The organism is Mesorhizobium sp. RCAM 06353 (assembly GCF_059683585.1).
Genome location: NZ_CM185031.1, coordinates 4,588,659 through 4,605,233, shown reverse-complemented (window position 1 = coordinate 4,605,233; position 16,575 = coordinate 4,588,659). Strand labels below are relative to the sequence as shown.

Below are 16,575 nucleotides of genomic sequence, written 5' to 3'. Positions count from 1 at the left end.
AATATGGGGCGTGTCATTTCGGTTGAGGCCGAGCGTTTTCCCATCGCTGGCACCTTCACCATTTCGCGCGGCTCCAAGACCGAGGCCGAAATCATCACCTGCACGATCAGCGAAAACGGGCATGTCGGTCGCGGCGAGTGCGTTCCCTACAAGCGCTATGGCGAGACCATGGACGGCGTGCACGCCGCGATCGAGGCAATGCGTGACCAGATCGCCGGCGGCATCGACCGGATCGCCCTGCTCGACGCAATGCCGGCGGGAGCCGCCCGCAACGCCATAGACTGCGCCCTGTGGGACCTTGAGGCAAAGATTAGCGGAATACCGGTGGCGAACGCAATCTGGCCGGCCCCGCTGCGTCGGCTCGAAACCGCCTACACACTGTCGCTCGGTGAACCCGAGGCGATGGCGGCACAAGCCCGTGCCAATGCGGACCGGCCTCTGCTGAAGGTCAAGATCGGCGGCGACAACGACATCGCCCGGATCCAGGCGGTGAGGCGGGCTGCACCTCAGAGCCGAATCATCCTTGATGCCAATGAGGGCTGGACCGACGACAACATCGTTGCAAACCTCGCTTTCGCCGCGGAGCAAGGCATTGCGCTCGTCGAACAGCCGCTGCCGGCAGGCCACGACGAAATCCTGCGTCACATCGCGCATCCGGTGCCGATCTGCGCCGACGAAAGCGTCCATGAGGCGAAGAACCTGGAAACGCTGGTTGGTCTCTACGACGCCGTCAACATCAAGCTCGACAAGTCGGGGGGCCTCACGGCGGCGCTCGTGCTGCGTGACCGCGCCCGCGAGCTGGGTTTCGGCGTCATGGTCGGCTGCATGGTCGGCACATCGCTGGCGATGGCGCCTGCGGTCCTGCTCGCCCAGGACGCCGATTTCGTCGACCTTGACGGTCCGCTGTTACTTGCCCGCGACCGTGTGCCCGGCCTCATCTACCAGGGCTCGCTCGTCTCCCCTCCGGACCGGGCGCTTTGGGGCTGAGCGCGCGGCAAGCCCGATCAGCACGAGGCCAACGATCGCGATCGGGATCATCACCAGGAAACCATCGACGCCGAGACGGTCATAGAGCGGGCCGGAAGCCAGCGTAACGGCGGCCATGAAGAAGCCGTTGAAGAAATAGGCGATGCCTTGCGCGGCGCCCGTGCGCTCTTCAGAGACGGTCTCAGCGATCATTCTCTGCAGGCCTATGAGCACCATTGCGACAGACACCGAATGCAGCGACTGCACGGCGAAGAAGCCGGGGATGCCAAGGCCGAGCGGCCATACCAGTGGAAAGATAATCCAGCGCACGATCGACCCGATGCCGGCGATCACCATCACCCTGACGACAGATACGGAGGCGAAAATGCGATTGAAAAACAAGAACATGCAGACTTCTGACACGACGCCCCAGGCCCATAGAAGGCCAACGACGGAATCGCCGATGCCGATCGATTTCCAGTAGATGGAAACGAAGCCGTACAGAAAGGCGTGGCTGGCGGTGATGATGCCGACGCCAAAGGTGAAATAGAGAAAATAAGCGTTGAACAGGCTCGGCGCCGCGTGCTGGATTTCCGCCGCCGACAGCGGCGAAGCTTTTCGCGGCCTCCCCATGCGCGGCGCCAGCAGCCCTGCGACGAGTGCCGCGCCAAGGGCGAGGAATATGATCACCGGCACAGCCTGGGGACCGGTGGCCGCCAGGATGAAGCCGCCCGCCACATTGGCGCAGAGATAGCAGATCGACCCCCACTTGCGCATGCTTGCGTAGTTCGAGCCGAAGCGACGCACACCCGACAGCGCCAGCGAATCGGCAATCGGCGATTGTGGCGTCCAGACAATGGTCAGCGCCAGCGACACCGCCAGCACCATCGCGTAGGTCGGGGCGAGGAAATAACCCGCCGAGAGCAACAGCGAGGCTGCCACCAGCGCGACATAGACATTGGCGCGGTCCCTCGCCCGATCGGCGAGCGTCGTCAGCAGCGGTGTCGCCACCACGCGCAGGAACATGGGCGCTGCCAGGATGACGGCGATCTGCTCGGCGTGAAACCCCTTGGCCTGTAGCCAGAGCGGGAAATAGGGCAGATGCGTGCCGAGCGATATGAACAGCGTGCCGAAAATCAGGCTCATGCGCAGTTCGAAATGGCGCGGCTTGACGAGCTGTTCTGGCGAAAGCGGCGGCAGGGACATGAATCGATCCAATTACGCCGCGCTCGATCAACTGGCGGTGTAGGTCGATCCCTTAACATGGCGGAAAACCAGACGAAACCGGCTGGACCAATCGATTGACGCTTAAAGTCGTCGCGACCTTGGCGTCAGGCCGCCTGCCCGACCCGATCGTCAATGAGCATCGGGATGAAGGGCTCGTCGGGCGCTTCCGGCAGGACTTGCGCCCAGGTCAGGATTTCCATCCGGCCATCGAAGTGCTCGACCACGGCCGTGCAGCTTTCCACCCAGTCGCCGGTGTTGATGTACTGGACATCGCCGAAATTCTCGATGGCGGCATGGTGGATATGGCCGCAGATGATGCCGTCGACATGCGAGCGGCGCGCTTCTTCCGCAAGCATGGTCTGGAACGAGCCGATGAAGTTCACTGCTTTCTTGACGTTGACCTTGGCCCAGGACGAGAACGACCAGTAAGGCAGGCCGAGCAATTGGCGCAGCCGCGTCACCACGCGGTTGACGATCATCGCGGCGTCATAGGCGTGGTCGCCGAGATAGGCGAGCCAGCGCGCGTTGTGCACCACCGTGTCGAACTGGTCGCCATGGATGACGAGCAGGCGCTTGCCGTCGGCTGTTTCATGGATGGCGCGGTCAGCGACGACGATGCCGCCGAAATGCACGCCTTGGAACTGGCGGGCGAATTCGTCATGGTTGCCGGCGATGTAAGTGATGTTGGCGCCCTTGCGCGCCTTGCGCAGCAATTTCTGCACGACGTCATTGTGGCTTTGCGGCCAATGCCAGCTCCGCCGCAACCGCCAGCCATCGACGATGTCACCGACCAGATAGATGATGTCGGCATCGTGGTAGCGCAGGAAGTCGATCAGGAACTCGGCCTTCGCCGCCTTCGAGCCGAGATGGACATCGGAAATGAACATGCTGCGGAAAGTGCGGGGCTCTTGGCCTGACATCGCGATTTCACCCTTGCTTTCGCGCAGGCTATGCCCCGATTCATGCAACAACCGTATGACGGTTGCGATTGGTCCAGCCTAAGGACTAGCTTGCCGGCCAAATCACAGGAGAAATCGTCATGGATCTCGGTATCAGCGGAAAGAAGGCCATCGTCTGCGCTTCGAGCAAGGGTCTTGGAAAAGGCTGCGCAATGGCGCTGGCCGAGGCCGGTTGCGATATCGTCGTCAACGGCCGCAATGCCGAGCTGGTGGCCAAAACCGCCACGGAGCTGCGCGAGCGCTATGGCGTGACGGTGACGGAAGTCGTCGGCGACGTTTCGAAGCCCGAGGTGCAGAAGGCGCTGCTCGCCGCCTGTCCCGAACCGGACATCCTGGTCAACAACAATGGCGGCCCGCCGCTTCGGGATTTCCGCGAACTCGACCGTGCCAAGATCCTTGAAGGCGTCACCCAGAACATGGTGACGCCGATCGAACTGGTGCAGGCCATCATCGATGGCATGGCCAAGCGCGGCTTCGGCCGCATCGTCAACATCACCTCGCTGTCGGTCTACGTCCCCATCCCCGGCCTCGACCTGTCGTCGGGCGCGCGCGCCGGCCTGACCTCGTTCCTTGCCGGCGTGGCGCGAACGGTGATCGACCGCAACGTCACCATCAACAGTCTGTTGCCGGGCAAGCTCGACACCGACCGTCTGCGCGGCCCGCACGAGGCCGGCACCGTCGAGGACCCCACTGCAGCTGCGGTGCGCAAGACCCGTATCAGTGCCGATGTGCCGGCCAAGCGGCTCGGTACGCCGGAGGAATTCGGCCAGATCTGTGCCTTCCTCTGCTCGGTCCATGCCGGCTATCTGACCGGGCAGAACATACCGGTCGACGGCGGTCTCTACGTCAGTGCCTTCTGATCGAATGGTCGGCGAAATTGCCGGACTCATCTGGCATGAAACAGCCGTAAGCATCTGACATCTAGCGATTTTCGACGCGCCGCCGTTTAAAGCTGCCGGCGCGTCAATTAGCGTCGCGAAAAACCTTCGCCGCATGCTAAAAGGACCCTCGAAGCAGGTTTCGAGGGAGCAGCCGCATGGAAGGCGAGAACAAGAAAACGGCACGTTCGGACCTCGACGAAGCCGCCCTCTACTTCCACAAGCACCCGACGCCGGGAAAGCTCGAGATCCAGGCGACCAAGCCGCTCGGCAACCAGCGCGACCTGGCGCTCGCCTATTCGCCCGGCGTGGCCGCCCCTTGCCTCGAAATCCGCGACAATCCGGCAACCGCCGCCGACTATACGGCGCGCGCAAACCTGGTCGGCGTTGTCTCCAATGGCTCCGCCGTGCTCGGCCTCGGCAATATCGGCCCGCTGGCGTCCAAGCCGGTCATGGAAGGCAAGGCGGTGCTGTTCAAGAAGTTCGCCGGCATCGACGTCTTCGACATCGAGATCGATGCGCCCGGGATCGAGCGCATGGTCGAGACGATCTCGGCGCTGGAGCCGACCTTCGGCGGCATCAACCTCGAGGACATCAAGGCGCCTGAGTGTTTCGAGGTCGAGGAACAGCTCAAGGCGCGTATGAAGATACCGGTGTTCCACGACGACCAGCATGGCACCGCCATCATCGTCGCCGCCGCCGTGCTCAACGGGCTGGAATTCGCCGGCAAGACCATTTCGGATATCAAGGTCGTCACTTCCGGCGCCGGCGCCGCCGCCTTGGCTTGCCTCAACCTTTTGGTCTCGCTTGGCGTACGCGTCGAAAACATCTGGGTCACCGACCGTTTCGGCGTCGCCTACAAGGGCCGTGTCGACGAGATGGATCGCTGGAAGGACCCTTATGTGAAAGACACCGAGGCGCGCACGCTGGCCGATGTCATCGCCGGCGCAGACGTCTTCCTCGGCCTTTCGGCAGCGGGCGTGCTGAAGCCGGAACTGCTGCGGCACATGGCGCCAAAACCGCTGATCCTGGCACTGGCCAACCCCAATCCCGAGATCATGCCGGAAGAGGCGCGCGCGGCGCGTCCCGATGCCATGATCTGCACCGGCCGGTCCGATTTTCCCAATCAGGTCAACAATGTCCTGTGCTTCCCCTACATCTTCCGTGGCGCGCTCGATTGCGGCGCCAGTGCCATCAACGAAGAGATGAAGATGGCGGCCGTGCGGGCCATTGCGGCCCTCGCCCGCGAAGAGCCGTCGGACGTCGCCGCACGCGCCTATTCGGGCGAGACGCCGATCTTCGGACCCGAATTCCTGATCCCCTCGCCCTTCGATCCCAGGCTGATCCTGCGCATCGCGCCAGCCGTTGCCAAGGCAGCCTGCGACACCGGTGTGGCGACGCGGCCGATCACTGATTTCGCCGCCTATATCGACAAGCTCAACCGTTTTGTCTTCCGCTCCGGCCTGGTGATGAAGCCGGTGTTCTCGTCCGCCAAGGCATCGAGCGCCAAGCGCGTCATCTACGCCGATGGCGAGGACGAGCGCGTGCTGCGCGCCGCCCAGGTGGTGCTCGAGGAAGGCATCGCCGAGCCAATCCTGATCGGCCGTCCGCATGTCATCGAGGTCAGGCTGAAGCGCTACGGCCTGCGCATCAAGCCGGGCGTCGACTTCGGCCTGATCAACCCGGAGGACGATCCGCGCTACCGCCACTATGTCGACCTGCTGATCGAACTCGCCGGCCGGCGCGGCGTGACGACCGAGGCCGCGCGCACGATGGTGCGCACCGACAACACCGTGATCGCGGCACTTGCGCTGAAGCGCGGCGATGCCGACGCCATGGTTTGCGGCCTCGAAGGACGCTTCGAGCGGCATTTGCGCAATGTGACCCTGATCATTGGCCCTCGCGCGGGCATCAAGGACCATGACCTGTCGACGCTCTCCATGCTGATTTCGCAGCGCGGCATCATCTTCCTCACCGACACGCACGTCTCCGTCGATCCGACAGCCGAGGAGATCGCCGAGATGACGGTGCTGGCGGCCGAGGAAATCCAGCGCTTCGGCATCGAGCCGAAGGCTGCACTTCTATCGCATTCGGATTTCGGTTCGCGCGATTCACCAAGCGCGCTGAAGATGCGGCAGGCGGCGGCGATCCTGGCGCGCATCGCGCCGGAGCTGCAGTGCGACGGCGAAATGCATGCCGATTCCGCGCTGTCGGAGCATCTGCGGCAGCGCGTCTATCCGCATTCGCGGCTGAAGGGCGAAGCCAATTTGCTGGTGTTCCCGAACCTCGATTCGGCCAACATCACGCTGACGGCGTTGCGCGCCATGATGGATGCACTGCATGTCGGGCCAATCCTGCTCGGCACCGACATGCCGGCGCACATACTGACGCCCTCGGTCACCTCGCGCGGTGTCGTCAACATGACGGCGCTGGCCGTGGTCGAGGCAGCGCACAAGGCGCAGGCGATCGCCAATCTGGACTAGGCCGGCTCCTGCAGGTTCGGCTTGGCCTGCAGGGCAGCTTGCCTCATGCACCCGGCAATGATCTCGCTCCAAAACCGAGGTGTTGCCGGCCAGCAACTTGCGATTGCGGAAATCCGGCGTTGACCGAAAGCGGATTTCTCGGGGGAAGCCGACCTGATATGGTCGCGCATCTGATGTGACGGCGAGGACGTCGTGAAAGGCCTGTTGCTTGCATCCGCATTGCTGTCGCTGATCGGCGGACAAGCCCTGGCCGCCGACGCCATCAGTGCCGAGCCCGCAACCGTCTATGACTGGTCTGGCGTCTATGTCGGCGGGCAGATTGGCTACGGTTTCGGCAGGACCGATGCGACTTACAATTTGCCGAACACCCCGACAATCCGGGGTTCGCAGAACTATGATACCGATGGTTTCCTGGGTGGCGTTCAGCTCGGCTACAACTACCAGATCAACTCCACTGTTCTCGGCGTCGAGGCCGATTTTTCCGGAGCCGACATCAAGGGGCACTCCGACGAGATCAATGTCGGCGGAGGTGATGTCTACAACACCAAGGTGGACTGGTTTGGAACGCTTCGCGCCACGGCGGGCTATGCATTCGATCGCACCCTGATCTACGGCACCGGTGGCCTGGCGTTCGGAAGCGTCGAAAACCAGTATCTCGACGGTCCCCTCAACAGTTTCGCCGAGAAGAACACCAAGGTCGGCTGGACCATCGGCGCCGGACTGGAGCAAGCGATCACGGACCATTGGTCGGCAAAGTTCGAATATCAATATGTCGACCTGCGGGACCAGACCATCGACTATGCCCCGAACTCCAACACCACGTTCGACAACACGTTCAACGCGGTCAAGATCGGCATGAACTACAAGTTCTGACAGCCATCCGAAATAGACGATTAACCGCGAACGGGGTAGCTTGGAGCCCACAGGCAAGCGGGATTTGAGGCGGATGACAAGCGGAGGGTTGAAGCGGGCGCATGCTGCCATGCTGCTTGGCCTCCTGCTGTCCGGCGCCACCATCATCGAGTCCCAGGCTGCCTCGCGCGTCTGCCGTCAGCTGGAGGCCGATCTTGCCGCGGCTTCGCGCGGCGGCGGCGGTGGCCCGGCAATGATCCGGAAATACGATGCCGCGATCGACCGGCAACGCGAACAGATCTCGAAGGCCCGCGACCAGGCAAGCAACTCGGGTTGCGGGTTTTCGCTGTTTTCCCGCAACATCAATCGATGCGCCGGGCTCAACGCCACCATCGACCGCATGAACGCCAATCTCGATAGTCTGCAGGCCAAGCGCGCCCAGCTCGCCGGCGGCGGCTCGCGCCGCGACCGTGGCCGCATCCTGGCCGCGCTCGATGCCAATGGCTGCCGCGACGACACGATTGCGCCACGCCGCGCACCGTTGCAGGAAGCAGACCGTGGCGAAGAAGACGGCAACGCAAATCTGTTCGACCAGCTTTTCGGCAACGACAGCCAGCCGAGGGACACGCTTGACCAGCCGGAGGGTCCCGGTGAGGAACGCAATGTCCGCCGCGTCCTGAACCTGCCCGGCATTCCGGACTTTCCCAGCGCCGGTGGCGAATTCCACACCACCTGCGTGCGCACTTGCGACGGCTATTTCTTTCCGATGTCGAATGCAGCCTCGGTCGGCGACTTCGAGCGAGATCAGAAGAATTGCGAATCGAGCTGCCCCGGCACCGAGATGCAGGTCTTCTATTCGCGCGGCATGGACGACGATTCGGCGGCGATGACGTCATCGGTCACCGGCAAGCCTTACAGCGAATTGCCGACCGCCTACCTCTACAAGCAATCCAACATGCCGCGGCCGCCGGCTTGCGGCTGCAACGCCGCACAGAACTTCCAGATCATTGGCGGCAATCCGCCAAACCCGCAGCAGTCGCAGCCCGAAACGGATGCGGCACCCTTCGTTCCCGTGCCGGCCTCCAAGCCCGATCCCAGCGCCGACCCGGAAACGCTGGCCAACAGGGACGGCGGGCTCGACCGCGAGGCCATCAAGCGGCTTTCGGCCAAGCCGGTGACGTCGCCCGTGTCCGCCCTGCCGCCGGAACAGCGCAAGGTCAGGGTCGTCGGGCCAACGTTCCTTCCCGACCCATCAGCGGCAATAAATCTGCAAGCTCCGGCCCCGAAGGCAGTCCAGTAAGCGCGAGCCTCAGCGGCATGAACAGCGCCTTGCCCTTGCGCCCGGTCGCTTCCCTGATCTTGCCGGTCCAGTCCTTCCAGACCGTCCCGCTCCATGGCTCTTCAGGCAGCAGATCGAACGCCTGTCCGAGGAACTCACGATCACCGTCGGAGAACTCCGGTCTATCCCGCGGCCCCTCGCGCAGGATGCGCCACCAGCCCACCGCATCGGCAAGCCGGTCGAGATTGCCGCGCACCGCCAGCCAGAACGGCTCGGCCTGTTCGCCGGAGACGCCCAGCACCATTAGCCTGTCCCGCGCCTCGTCGAACGGCATATGGTGCAGCAGCACGCGGTTGAGCACGAACAGTTCGTCCGGATCGAACTTGGCCGATGATTTCGACGTCGCGGCGGGGTCGAAATGGCCGGCGAGTTCAGTCAGGTCATGCGCGGCAGCAACATTTTCCGAAGTGCCGACCAGCACGGCCAGCGAAGCGACGGCCATAGGCTCGATGCCATCCTCGCGCAGGCTTTCGATGGAGAGCGCGCCGGTACGCTTCGACAGCCCCTCACCCGAGACGGTGGTCAAAAGGTTGTGGTGGCCGAAGACCGGCGGCTCGGCACCCAACGCCTTGAACAGGGCGATCTGCACGCCGGTGTTGGTGACATGATCGTCGCCGCGGATGACGTGGCTGACGCCCATCTCGATATCGTCGACAACGGACGGCAGCGTATAGAGATAGGTGCCGTCCTCGCGCACCAGCACCGGATCCGAGAGCGAAGCGAGATCGACCGTTTCCTCGCCCCGCACCAGATCGGTCCAGTGGACCTCGGTGCGCTCCGGCTGCTGCACATCGCCAGTGAAATTGGGCAGCAGGAAGCGCCAGTGCGGCCGGCGGCCATCGGACTCGTATTCGGCGACCTGCTCTTGCGTCAGCGCCAGGGCCTCGCGGCCATAGACCGGCGGCAAGCCGCGCGTACGGCGCACTTTTCGCCGGAGATCGAGTTCCTCCGGGGTCTCGTAACAGGCATAGAGAACGCCCGCCGCCTTCAGCCGCTCGACTGCCGCGTCATAGACCTCGAAGCGCCGCGACTGATACTCGGTTGCATCGGGAAAAATGCCCAGCCAATGCAGGTCGTAGAGGATGGCGTCGGCGAATTCCTGCTTCGAGCGGGCGATGTCGGTGTCATCGAAGCGCTGGATGAAGCGGCCCTTGTTGTTGAGCGCAAACAGCCAGTTGAACAGAGCCGTGCGCGCATTGCCGATATGGATGCGGCCGGTCGGTGACGGGGCGAAACGAACGGTAACTGTCATGAGCGGGGCGTACCGGATGCTTTTGTGATTGACAAGACGCGCCCCCGCGCCGGTCGGCACACATAGAACATGACGCGGGCAATGAAAAGACTAGGCTGTAGTGACAAATTAACGGCTTGGGATTCCCATCGCGAGGCAAATCAGATTCAAGGCTGACTTTTGGAGGTCGGCTTTGGAAGGTGAGGTTCTACGCGACGATCAGTGGGAGCAGATCAAGCCTTTTGTGCCGGGTGGGCGCAAGGGCAAGCGGGGTCCGCGTAGCGATGGTCGGCGCTTCTTCGATGCGCTTTTATGGATCGCTCGGTCAGGCGCGCGCTGGCGCGACCTGCCGGAGCGGTTCGGCCCGTATCAGAGGGCAAAGCGACGTTACTACCGCTGGATCGAAGCGGGCGTGTTCGACCGGCTGTTCGAAGCCATCAGCAGGCATCCAGATATGGAATGGCTGATGATCGACGCGACCGTTATCCGCGCTCAGGCCCAGGCTGCTGGAGCCCGGCGTAAAAGGGGGATCTGAAGCCCAGGCTCTCGGCCGCTCGCGTGGTGGGTTCGGCACCAAGCTCCATGCCGTCGTAGATGCGCTCGGCCTACCGGTCCGCTTCGAGATCGGCCCCGGCCAGCAAAACGACATGGCAGCGGCCTGCGGTCTGATCGAGGGGATTGCAGCAGGCCAAGTGATCGCCGACCGCGCTTATGATGCCGATCGACTGCATGATGTGATCCTCGACCAAGGCGGTGAACCGGTCATCCCGCCGCGGCGCCATCGCAGATACCAACACAGCTATGACAAGATCGCCTACAAAAACCGCTGGGGCATCGAGGCCTTCTTTGCAAAGCTCAAGCAGTGGCGGCGCATCGCAACGCGCTACGACAAAATCGCCGCCAACTTCCTCGGCTTCGTCAAGCTCGCAGCCATCATGCTCTGGCTCAAATGATTAAATTGTCACTACAGCCTAGAGCAATTCCAGGAAAAGTGTGGAACGGTTTTCCCGGGAAAAGAGCGTAGCGCTTTCTCTTGGCAATTGCGTTAGAATAAAGAGTTATAGCGGTTCGCCGTTTCCGTGAAACGGCGAACCGGTCTAAAGGGCCAAGCGAGGCGCATGGCCCTTGTCCGATCAGATCAGGTTGTTGAAGGCGATCAGCGGCCGAAGTCGTCGGAACTGAGGCGGGTCCAGCGGTCGCCCATCAACCCACCGATGAAGATGTCGCCGGCGCGGACCGCTTGCGTTACCTCCGGAATGCGCGAGCGCACCATCGTCCCCCCGACATAGCGGAAGAACACATTCTTGTAGCTGAAGAGTTGCGGCATGAACCTGGTCTGCGTCTGCCCGATGATGGCTGCGCAGCCCATAGTCCACGCGTCCGCCATCAGGCTATCCAACGTTGCGCCCCAGTGAGATCCGGAGGCCTGGATTTGCAACAGGTTCGCGACGCCACCAGCTTGACCGTAGAAAGCGTAGCAACCGACCATTTTACCAGCTTCGTCGTAGGTTCCACTGAAATGAAGGGGGCCGTCGGCCCGCTTCTCGGCCGCCAGGGCAAGCAGCCGTGGCAGCTCGTCATCCTGCCAACGCGGCCGAAGCGAGAAATCGGACGCAAGCGTCGGCAACCGCTCCGCAAATTGCGCGGCGCCCATCGACTCTCTATGGACCCGGTGTGACGAGGAATGCTGGACGGGCGGCTCGAACCTTTTTCTCGTGAAGGGATCGAATACCTTGGCGCACGGATCGAATACGAAACGGGACAGGCCCGGCCATTTGCCGCGCATCACGGCGGAGGCCACCGCGGCCGGGCGGAAAACACGGGTCCATCCCAGACAGTGCGCCGGCAAGAGCTGGTATTTCATCGGGCGCGCGAAGGCCAGAGAGACCCGGTTGGCCGAATCGGTCAGGTGCAGATCGAATTCGCCTTGATGCACGGCGCGCAGCAATTGCGGTCCAGCCGAGCCGTGATCGGTGCCGGTGTCGGCCATGAGCGGACCGATGATCGCCGCGTTCAATACCGTTCCGTTGAGCTCGTAGCGGGCTTTCAGGACACCGAGGAAGCCGCCCAGATCGCCCTGCGGGTTGATCTGGACAAGAGCGTTGCTCGCGCCGGGCTGGCCGGCAGGATCAAGATAGATCCTTCTCATATACTCGGCCGTCTCTTCGATCGCGCGATCGCGGAGGTGACGCCGCCGCTGGCGAAACTTCGTCAGGAAGAGTGCGGCAACGCGCTCGAGATCCTCGGCAGCAAACGGCCGAACCGAGCCATGGTGAGAATCCAGCACCGCCGGCGCGGCCACCTTTTCCACACCGGCATTTTCGGAAACAGGATGCATCGTGAAACCTATGGAGGTCGTCTGCCGCAGGGCGAAATCCTGCGCTGATCAATCGGATCCCAGCATATGCGTCGACCGTCTCTGGGTTGCTTAGAGAAAACGTATATCAATCAATGGTTGAAACAACGTATCTCGATCGGCATCTTAAACAAAACATCTCAAAACTCAGCATATGGAAAAGAATTGGATACCCGCATCACGGATTTGTGCGGCCGGCATACGCTGAGTGAAAGCGACGTCGGACATCTCACGCCCGCCGATGCGCTCGCGGCGGTTCGGCTCCGCCTGCGATTGCGTGCCCTGCGCCACCCTCCGCCCGACCGGCTGATGGCGCGCCCGCCAGAGGTGGCCTCCGGCCAAAGCCGGAGGCCACTTGAGGTCAGATGACCAGCCCCTTGGTCAGCTCGAGCGCCTGGCGCTCGAACAGGCGGCGGTAAATGCCGCCCTTCAGCCGGATCAGCTCCTCATGCGAGCCCTCCTCGACGATCTTGCCGCGGTCGAAGACCAACAGCCTGTCGAGCGCCCGCACCGTCGACAGCCGGTGTGCGATGACCAGGGTGGTGCGGCCGACCATGAGCCGTTCCATCGCCTGCTGGATCAGCACCTCCGATTCCGAATCGAGGCTCGATGTCGCCTCGTCCAGGATCAGGATGCGCGCATCGGCCAGGAAAGCGCGCGCGATCGCCACGCGCTGACGCTCGCCGCCCGACAGTTTGACGCCGCGCTCGCCGACCAGCGTGCCGTAGCCCTTCGGCAGGCCGGTGATGAAATCATGCGCGCTTGCCAGCTTCGCGGCATGTTCGATCTCCTCCTGCGTCGCACTCGGCCTGGCATAGGCGATGTTCTCGGCCAGTGACCGGTGGAACAGGATCGGCTCTTGCTGGACGATGGCGATCTGCCCGCGCAGCGACGCTTGCGCGACCTGCGAGATATCCTGGCCGTCGATCAGGATCTTGCCCGCATTCACGTCATAGAGCCGCTGGATGAGCTTGACGAAAGTCGTCTTGCCCGAGCCGGAGTGACCGACGAGCCCCACACGTTCACCCGGCGCGATATCGACCGAAAACTCGCGATAGAGCGGAGAACGGTGATTGCCGTAATGGAAGGTGACGGTGTCGAAGCTGATGGCCCCTTGCGTGATCCGGATCGGCTTGGCGCCGGGCCGATCCTCGATGCCGAGCGGTTCGGACTGGAAATCGACCAGTTCCTCCATGTCGTTGATCGAACGCTGCAAATTGCGGATATGCGTGCCGATATCCCTGAGATAGCCCTGCAGCACGAAGAACGAGGTCAAGACGAAGGCGACGTCGCCGGCGCTCGCCTGGCCCCACGACCACAGCATCAGCGCCAGGCCGATGACCGCGGCGCGCATGACCAGCAGCAGCGCCCCTTGCGTGGTGCCGTTGATGGTGCCGCGCACCCAGGTGCGCCGCGTGCGCGCACGCCATTTGGCGACCACCCTGGCAAGGCGGCCCTCCTCGCGCTCCTCGGCGCCAAAGCCCTTGACCACGGCGTTGCAGCTCACCGCATCGGCAAGCGAACCGCCGAGGCGCGTGTCCCAGGTGTTGGCGAGCCTTGCCGCCGGCGCGACATAGCCAAGCGACAGCATCGCCGTCACCATGATGAACAGCACCGAACCGGCGGCAACGACCACCCCCATCAGCGGCCAGAACCAGCCAAGCAGCAGGGTCGAGCCGACGAGCATGACAACGGACGGCAAAAGCGCGATCAGGATGGTGTCGTTGAGCAGGTCGAGCGCCCACATGCCGCGCGTCACCTTGCGCACGGTCGAGCCGGCAAACGAGTTGGCATGCCAGTCGGTGGAAAAGCGCTGGACGCGATGGAAGGCATCGGCGGCGATGTCGGCCATCATCTTCAGCGTCAGCTCGACAATGCCCATGAACGCCAGATTGCGCAGCACGACGCCGGTCAGGGCCAGGGCGATAAGGATGAAGAACGCCGTCTCCGCGGCATTCCAGGCAATGGCGTCGGCGCCGGCGCTGCTGGCGACGGCATCGACCAGCCGGCCGGAATAGAGCGGTGTCAAAACGTCGGCCAGCGTCGACAGCAGGAAACCACCCATGATCAGCGAAAGCCGCCAGGGCTGGCGCCGCCAATGGGTGAGCGTGAAACCAAGAACGCTGCGAAAGGCGCCTGCGCGCAAATCGATCTTGAAACGAGCCATGATGTCATTCGGGCGCAAACGAGCCCGATCCCAGTAAGGTCGAAAATTGAAGAAGCCGCGCGAGGGGCGAACGGCTGCCCAGAAGCGGAGTGGCATATTTTGGTGTCACGCCCGTAGTCGGGCGGCGACCGGCATCGGCATAAGCCTGTGCTCAAACCGGCTCCGATGCGAAGGATCGACCTCCGCGGAGCGCCGGTAAAGACCTAAGCTTCGCGGCCTCGCATTACCATTTCAAATACTGCCATTCGGACCTCCCGCAAATGAATCGCGGAACGGTCCTTATAGAGACGGCCTGATGCGTCGCCAAGATCAGGGCCCGCCCAAAAGCCTATCTGGTCCAAGCACTGATGTTATTTTGCAACAAAGGGCGACCTGCGCTTTACCCGCGATCCCTGAAACGGTTGGTGATTGGATAGCGGCGGTCGCGGCCAAAGTTCTTCCGGGTGATCTTCACACCCGGCGCCGCCTGCCGGCGCTTGTATTCGGCGATGTAGAGCAGATGCTCGATGCGCGTCACCGTGGCCCGGTCATGGCCGCGTGCGACGATGTCGTCGACGCCCATCTCGTTTTCGACCAGGCATTCGAGGATGTCGTCCAGCACCGGATAGGGCGGCAGCGAATCCTGGTCGGTCTGGTTCTCCCGCAATTCGGCCGACGGCGCCTTGTCGATGATGTTCTTCGGGATGACCTCGCCCGAAGGCCCGAGCGCGCCCGGCGGCACATGGCTGTTGCGCCAGCGCGACAGCGCATAGACCTGCATCTTGTAGAGATCCTTGATCGGATTGAAGCCGCCATTCATGTCACCATAGAGCGTGGCATAGCCGACCGACATCTCGCTCTTGTTGCCTGTTGTGACCACCATCGAGCCGAACTTGTTGGAGATCGCCATCAGGATGGTGCCGCGCGCGCGGCTCTGCAAATTTTCCTCGGTGATGCCTTCCTTGGTGCCCTCGAAAAGCTGCGTCAGCGCGTGCAGGAAGCCTTCGACGGGCTCGAAGATCGGCACGATGTCATATCGGCAGCCGAGCGCGCGGGCGCAATCCTCGGCATCCTTCAGCGAATCCTTCGAGGTGTAGCGATAGGGCATCATGACAGCGCGCAGCCGCTCTTCGCCGAGCGCGTCGACGGCAAGGGCAGCACAGATCGCCGAATCGATACCGCCGGACAGGCCGAGCACGACGTTCTTGAAGCCATTCTTGTTGACGTAGTCGCGCAAGCCCAGCATGCAGGCGCGATAGTCGGCCTCCTCCCGCTCCGGGATTTTCGACATCGGCCCTTCCGAGCAGACCCAGCCGTCCTCCGAGCGTTTCCATATGGTGACGTCGACCGCGTCCTCGAACTGGCTCATCTGGAAAGCCAATGTCTTGTCAGCACCGATGGCGAAAGACGCGCCGTCGAAGATCAGCTCGTCCTGACCGCCAAGCTGATTGGCGTAGATCATCGGCAGGCCGCATTCGATGACCTGCTTGATGACGACCTGGTGGCGGACATCTATCTTGGCGCGATAATAGGGCGAGCCGTTCGGCACCAGCAGGATTTCGGCGCCGGTTTCGGCCAGCGATTCGCAAATGCCGACATCGCCCCAGATGTCCTCGCAAATCGGAATTCCGATGCGCACGCCGCGAAAATTGACGGGGCCCTGGATCTCGGGCCCGGCCTGGAAGACACGCTTTTCGTCGAACTCGCCATAGTTCGGCAGGTCGAGTTTGTAGCGCTCGGCGATGATCTTGCCGCCATCGGCGAAAATGATGGAATTGTGTGTACCGCTTTTGCGCTTCAACGGCGTGCCGATGATGACGCCAGGGCCGCCGTCTGATGTATCCGCGGCAAAGTCCTGCGCCGCCTTTTCGCAGGCTTTCAGGAAGGCCGGCTTCAGCACCAGATCCTCCGGCGGATAACCGGCAAGGAAAAGCTCGGTGTAAAGCACCAGATCTGCGCCCTGGCGCGCGGCATCCGCCCTCGCCTCGCGGGCTTTGGCGAGATTGCCGGCGACGTCGCCGACGGTCGGGTTGAGCTGGGCGATTGCGATGCGCAGGATGTCGAGCTTCTTGGTCATGCCTACCGGTTTAGCGCGGCAAAATTCGCCCGGCAATGGCGTTCGCTTGGACCAATTCGGA

General features: G+C 62.8%; 12 protein-coding genes. 6 read left to right on the top strand and 6 right to left on the bottom strand.

Translation table 11 applies throughout. The features are described 5' to 3' along the window. Nucleotides 1–3: 3 nt before the first annotated feature. Complete coding sequence (gene dgcA / locus AC56QX_RS22130; protein ID WP_497110619.1) at nt 4–987, top strand: N-acetyl-D-Glu racemase DgcA; 984 nt, start codon at nt 4–6, stop codon at nt 985–987. Here dgcA and AC56QX_RS22125 read toward each other — a convergent pair. Both AC56QX_RS22125 and AC56QX_RS22120 read right to left on the bottom strand, forming a co-directional pair. Then, nucleotides 907–2,172, bottom strand: a complete 1,266-nt coding sequence (locus AC56QX_RS22125; protein WP_497110618.1) for an MFS transporter — start codon at nt 2,170–2,172, stop codon at nt 907–909. The genes dgcA and AC56QX_RS22125 overlap by 81 nt on opposite strands. 125 nt (nt 2,173–2,297) lie before the next feature. Continuing rightward, the gene (locus AC56QX_RS22120) at nt 2,298–3,113 is read right to left on the bottom strand and encodes a UDP-2,3-diacylglucosamine diphosphatase (protein WP_497110616.1); all 816 of its coding nucleotides are present in this window, start codon (nt 3,111–3,113) and stop codon (nt 2,298–2,300) included. Between the two features lie 119 nt (nt 3,114–3,232). On the opposite strand from AC56QX_RS22120, the gene AC56QX_RS22115 reads away from it, so the two are divergent. The 4 genes from AC56QX_RS22115 to AC56QX_RS22100 all read left to right on the top strand — a co-directional run bounded on the left by AC56QX_RS22115 (nt 3,233) and on the right by AC56QX_RS22100 (nt 8,665). Next, nucleotides 3,233–4,012, top strand: coding sequence for an SDR family oxidoreductase (locus AC56QX_RS22115; RefSeq protein ID WP_497110615.1), 780 nt, complete (start codon nt 3,233–3,235; stop codon nt 4,010–4,012). 176 nt (nt 4,013–4,188) lie between these two features. Further along, nucleotides 4,189–6,513 (top strand): NADP-dependent malic enzyme, encoded by a 2,325-nt coding sequence (locus tag AC56QX_RS22110; RefSeq protein WP_497110613.1) that lies wholly within the window; start codon nt 4,189–4,191, stop codon nt 6,511–6,513. 192 nt (nt 6,514–6,705) lie between these two features. Then, nucleotides 6,706–7,386 (top strand): outer membrane protein, encoded by a 681-nt coding sequence (locus AC56QX_RS22105; protein ID WP_497110612.1) that lies wholly within the window; start codon nt 6,706–6,708, stop codon nt 7,384–7,386. A gap of 73 nt (nt 7,387–7,459) precedes the next feature. Further along, nucleotides 7,460–8,665, top strand: coding sequence for a DUF2865 domain-containing protein (locus AC56QX_RS22100; protein WP_497110611.1), 1,206 nt, complete (start codon nt 7,460–7,462; stop codon nt 8,663–8,665). Here the strand turns inward: AC56QX_RS22100 and AC56QX_RS22095 are convergent. Beyond that, nucleotides 8,583–9,956, bottom strand: a complete 1,374-nt coding sequence (locus tag AC56QX_RS22095) for a glutamate--tRNA ligase (protein ID WP_497110610.1) — start codon at nt 9,954–9,956, stop codon at nt 8,583–8,585. The genes AC56QX_RS22100 and AC56QX_RS22095 overlap by 83 nt on opposite strands. A gap of 172 nt (nt 9,957–10,128) precedes the next feature. On the opposite strand from AC56QX_RS22095, the gene AC56QX_RS22090 reads away from it, so the two are divergent. Next, a protein-coding gene (locus AC56QX_RS22090) for an IS5 family transposase (protein ID WP_497109867.1) occupies nt 10,129–10,888 on the top strand; the annotation gives its coding sequence in 2 pieces (ribosomal slippage) (nt 10,129–10,457 and nt 10,456–10,888; 762 coding nt in all). A gap of 203 nt (nt 10,889–11,091) precedes the next feature. Here AC56QX_RS22090 and AC56QX_RS22085 read toward each other — a convergent pair. The 3 genes from AC56QX_RS22085 to AC56QX_RS22075 form a co-directional block, all read right to left on the bottom strand. Beyond that, a complete protein-coding gene (locus AC56QX_RS22085; RefSeq protein WP_497110609.1) occupies nt 11,092–12,273 on the bottom strand; it encodes a hypothetical protein in 1,182 nt (393 codons plus the stop codon). Between the two features lie 379 nt (nt 12,274–12,652). After that, the gene (locus tag AC56QX_RS22080; protein ID WP_497110608.1) at nt 12,653–14,458 is read right to left on the bottom strand and encodes an ABC transporter ATP-binding protein; all 1,806 of its coding nucleotides are present in this window, start codon (nt 14,456–14,458) and stop codon (nt 12,653–12,655) included. A gap of 379 nt (nt 14,459–14,837) precedes the next feature. After that, nucleotides 14,838–16,514 carry an NAD+ synthase gene (locus AC56QX_RS22075; RefSeq protein WP_497110607.1) on the bottom strand — a complete coding sequence of 559 codons (1,677 nt, stop codon included), beginning with the start codon at nt 16,512–16,514 and terminating at the stop codon, nt 14,838–14,840. Nucleotides 16,515–16,575 lie beyond the last annotated feature (61 nt).

Coding starts and splice junctions, on each gene's coding strand:
- dgcA (WP_497110619.1), top strand. CDS start 4: ATGGGGCGTGTCATTTCGGTTGAGGCCGAGCGTTTTCCCATCGCTGGC.
- AC56QX_RS22125 (WP_497110618.1), bottom strand. CDS start 2,172: ATGTCCCTGCCGCCGCTTTCGCCAGAACAGCTCGTCAAGCCGCGCCAT.
- AC56QX_RS22120 (WP_497110616.1), bottom strand. CDS start 3,113: ATGTCAGGCCAAGAGCCCCGCACTTTCCGCAGCATGTTCATTTCCGAT.
- AC56QX_RS22115 (WP_497110615.1), top strand. CDS start 3,233: ATGGATCTCGGTATCAGCGGAAAGAAGGCCATCGTCTGCGCTTCGAGC.
- AC56QX_RS22110 (WP_497110613.1), top strand. CDS start 4,189: ATGGAAGGCGAGAACAAGAAAACGGCACGTTCGGACCTCGACGAAGCC.
- AC56QX_RS22100 (WP_497110611.1), top strand. CDS start 7,460: ATGACAAGCGGAGGGTTGAAGCGGGCGCATGCTGCCATGCTGCTTGGC.
- AC56QX_RS22095 (WP_497110610.1), bottom strand. CDS start 9,956: ATGACAGTTACCGTTCGTTTCGCCCCGTCACCGACCGGCCGCATCCAT.
- AC56QX_RS22085 (WP_497110609.1), bottom strand. CDS start 12,273: ATGCATCCTGTTTCCGAAAATGCCGGTGTGGAAAAGGTGGCCGCGCCG.
- AC56QX_RS22080 (WP_497110608.1), bottom strand. CDS start 14,458: ATGGCTCGTTTCAAGATCGATTTGCGCGCAGGCGCCTTTCGCAGCGTT.
- AC56QX_RS22075 (WP_497110607.1), bottom strand. CDS start 16,514: ATGACCAAGAAGCTCGACATCCTGCGCATCGCAATCGCCCAGCTCAAC.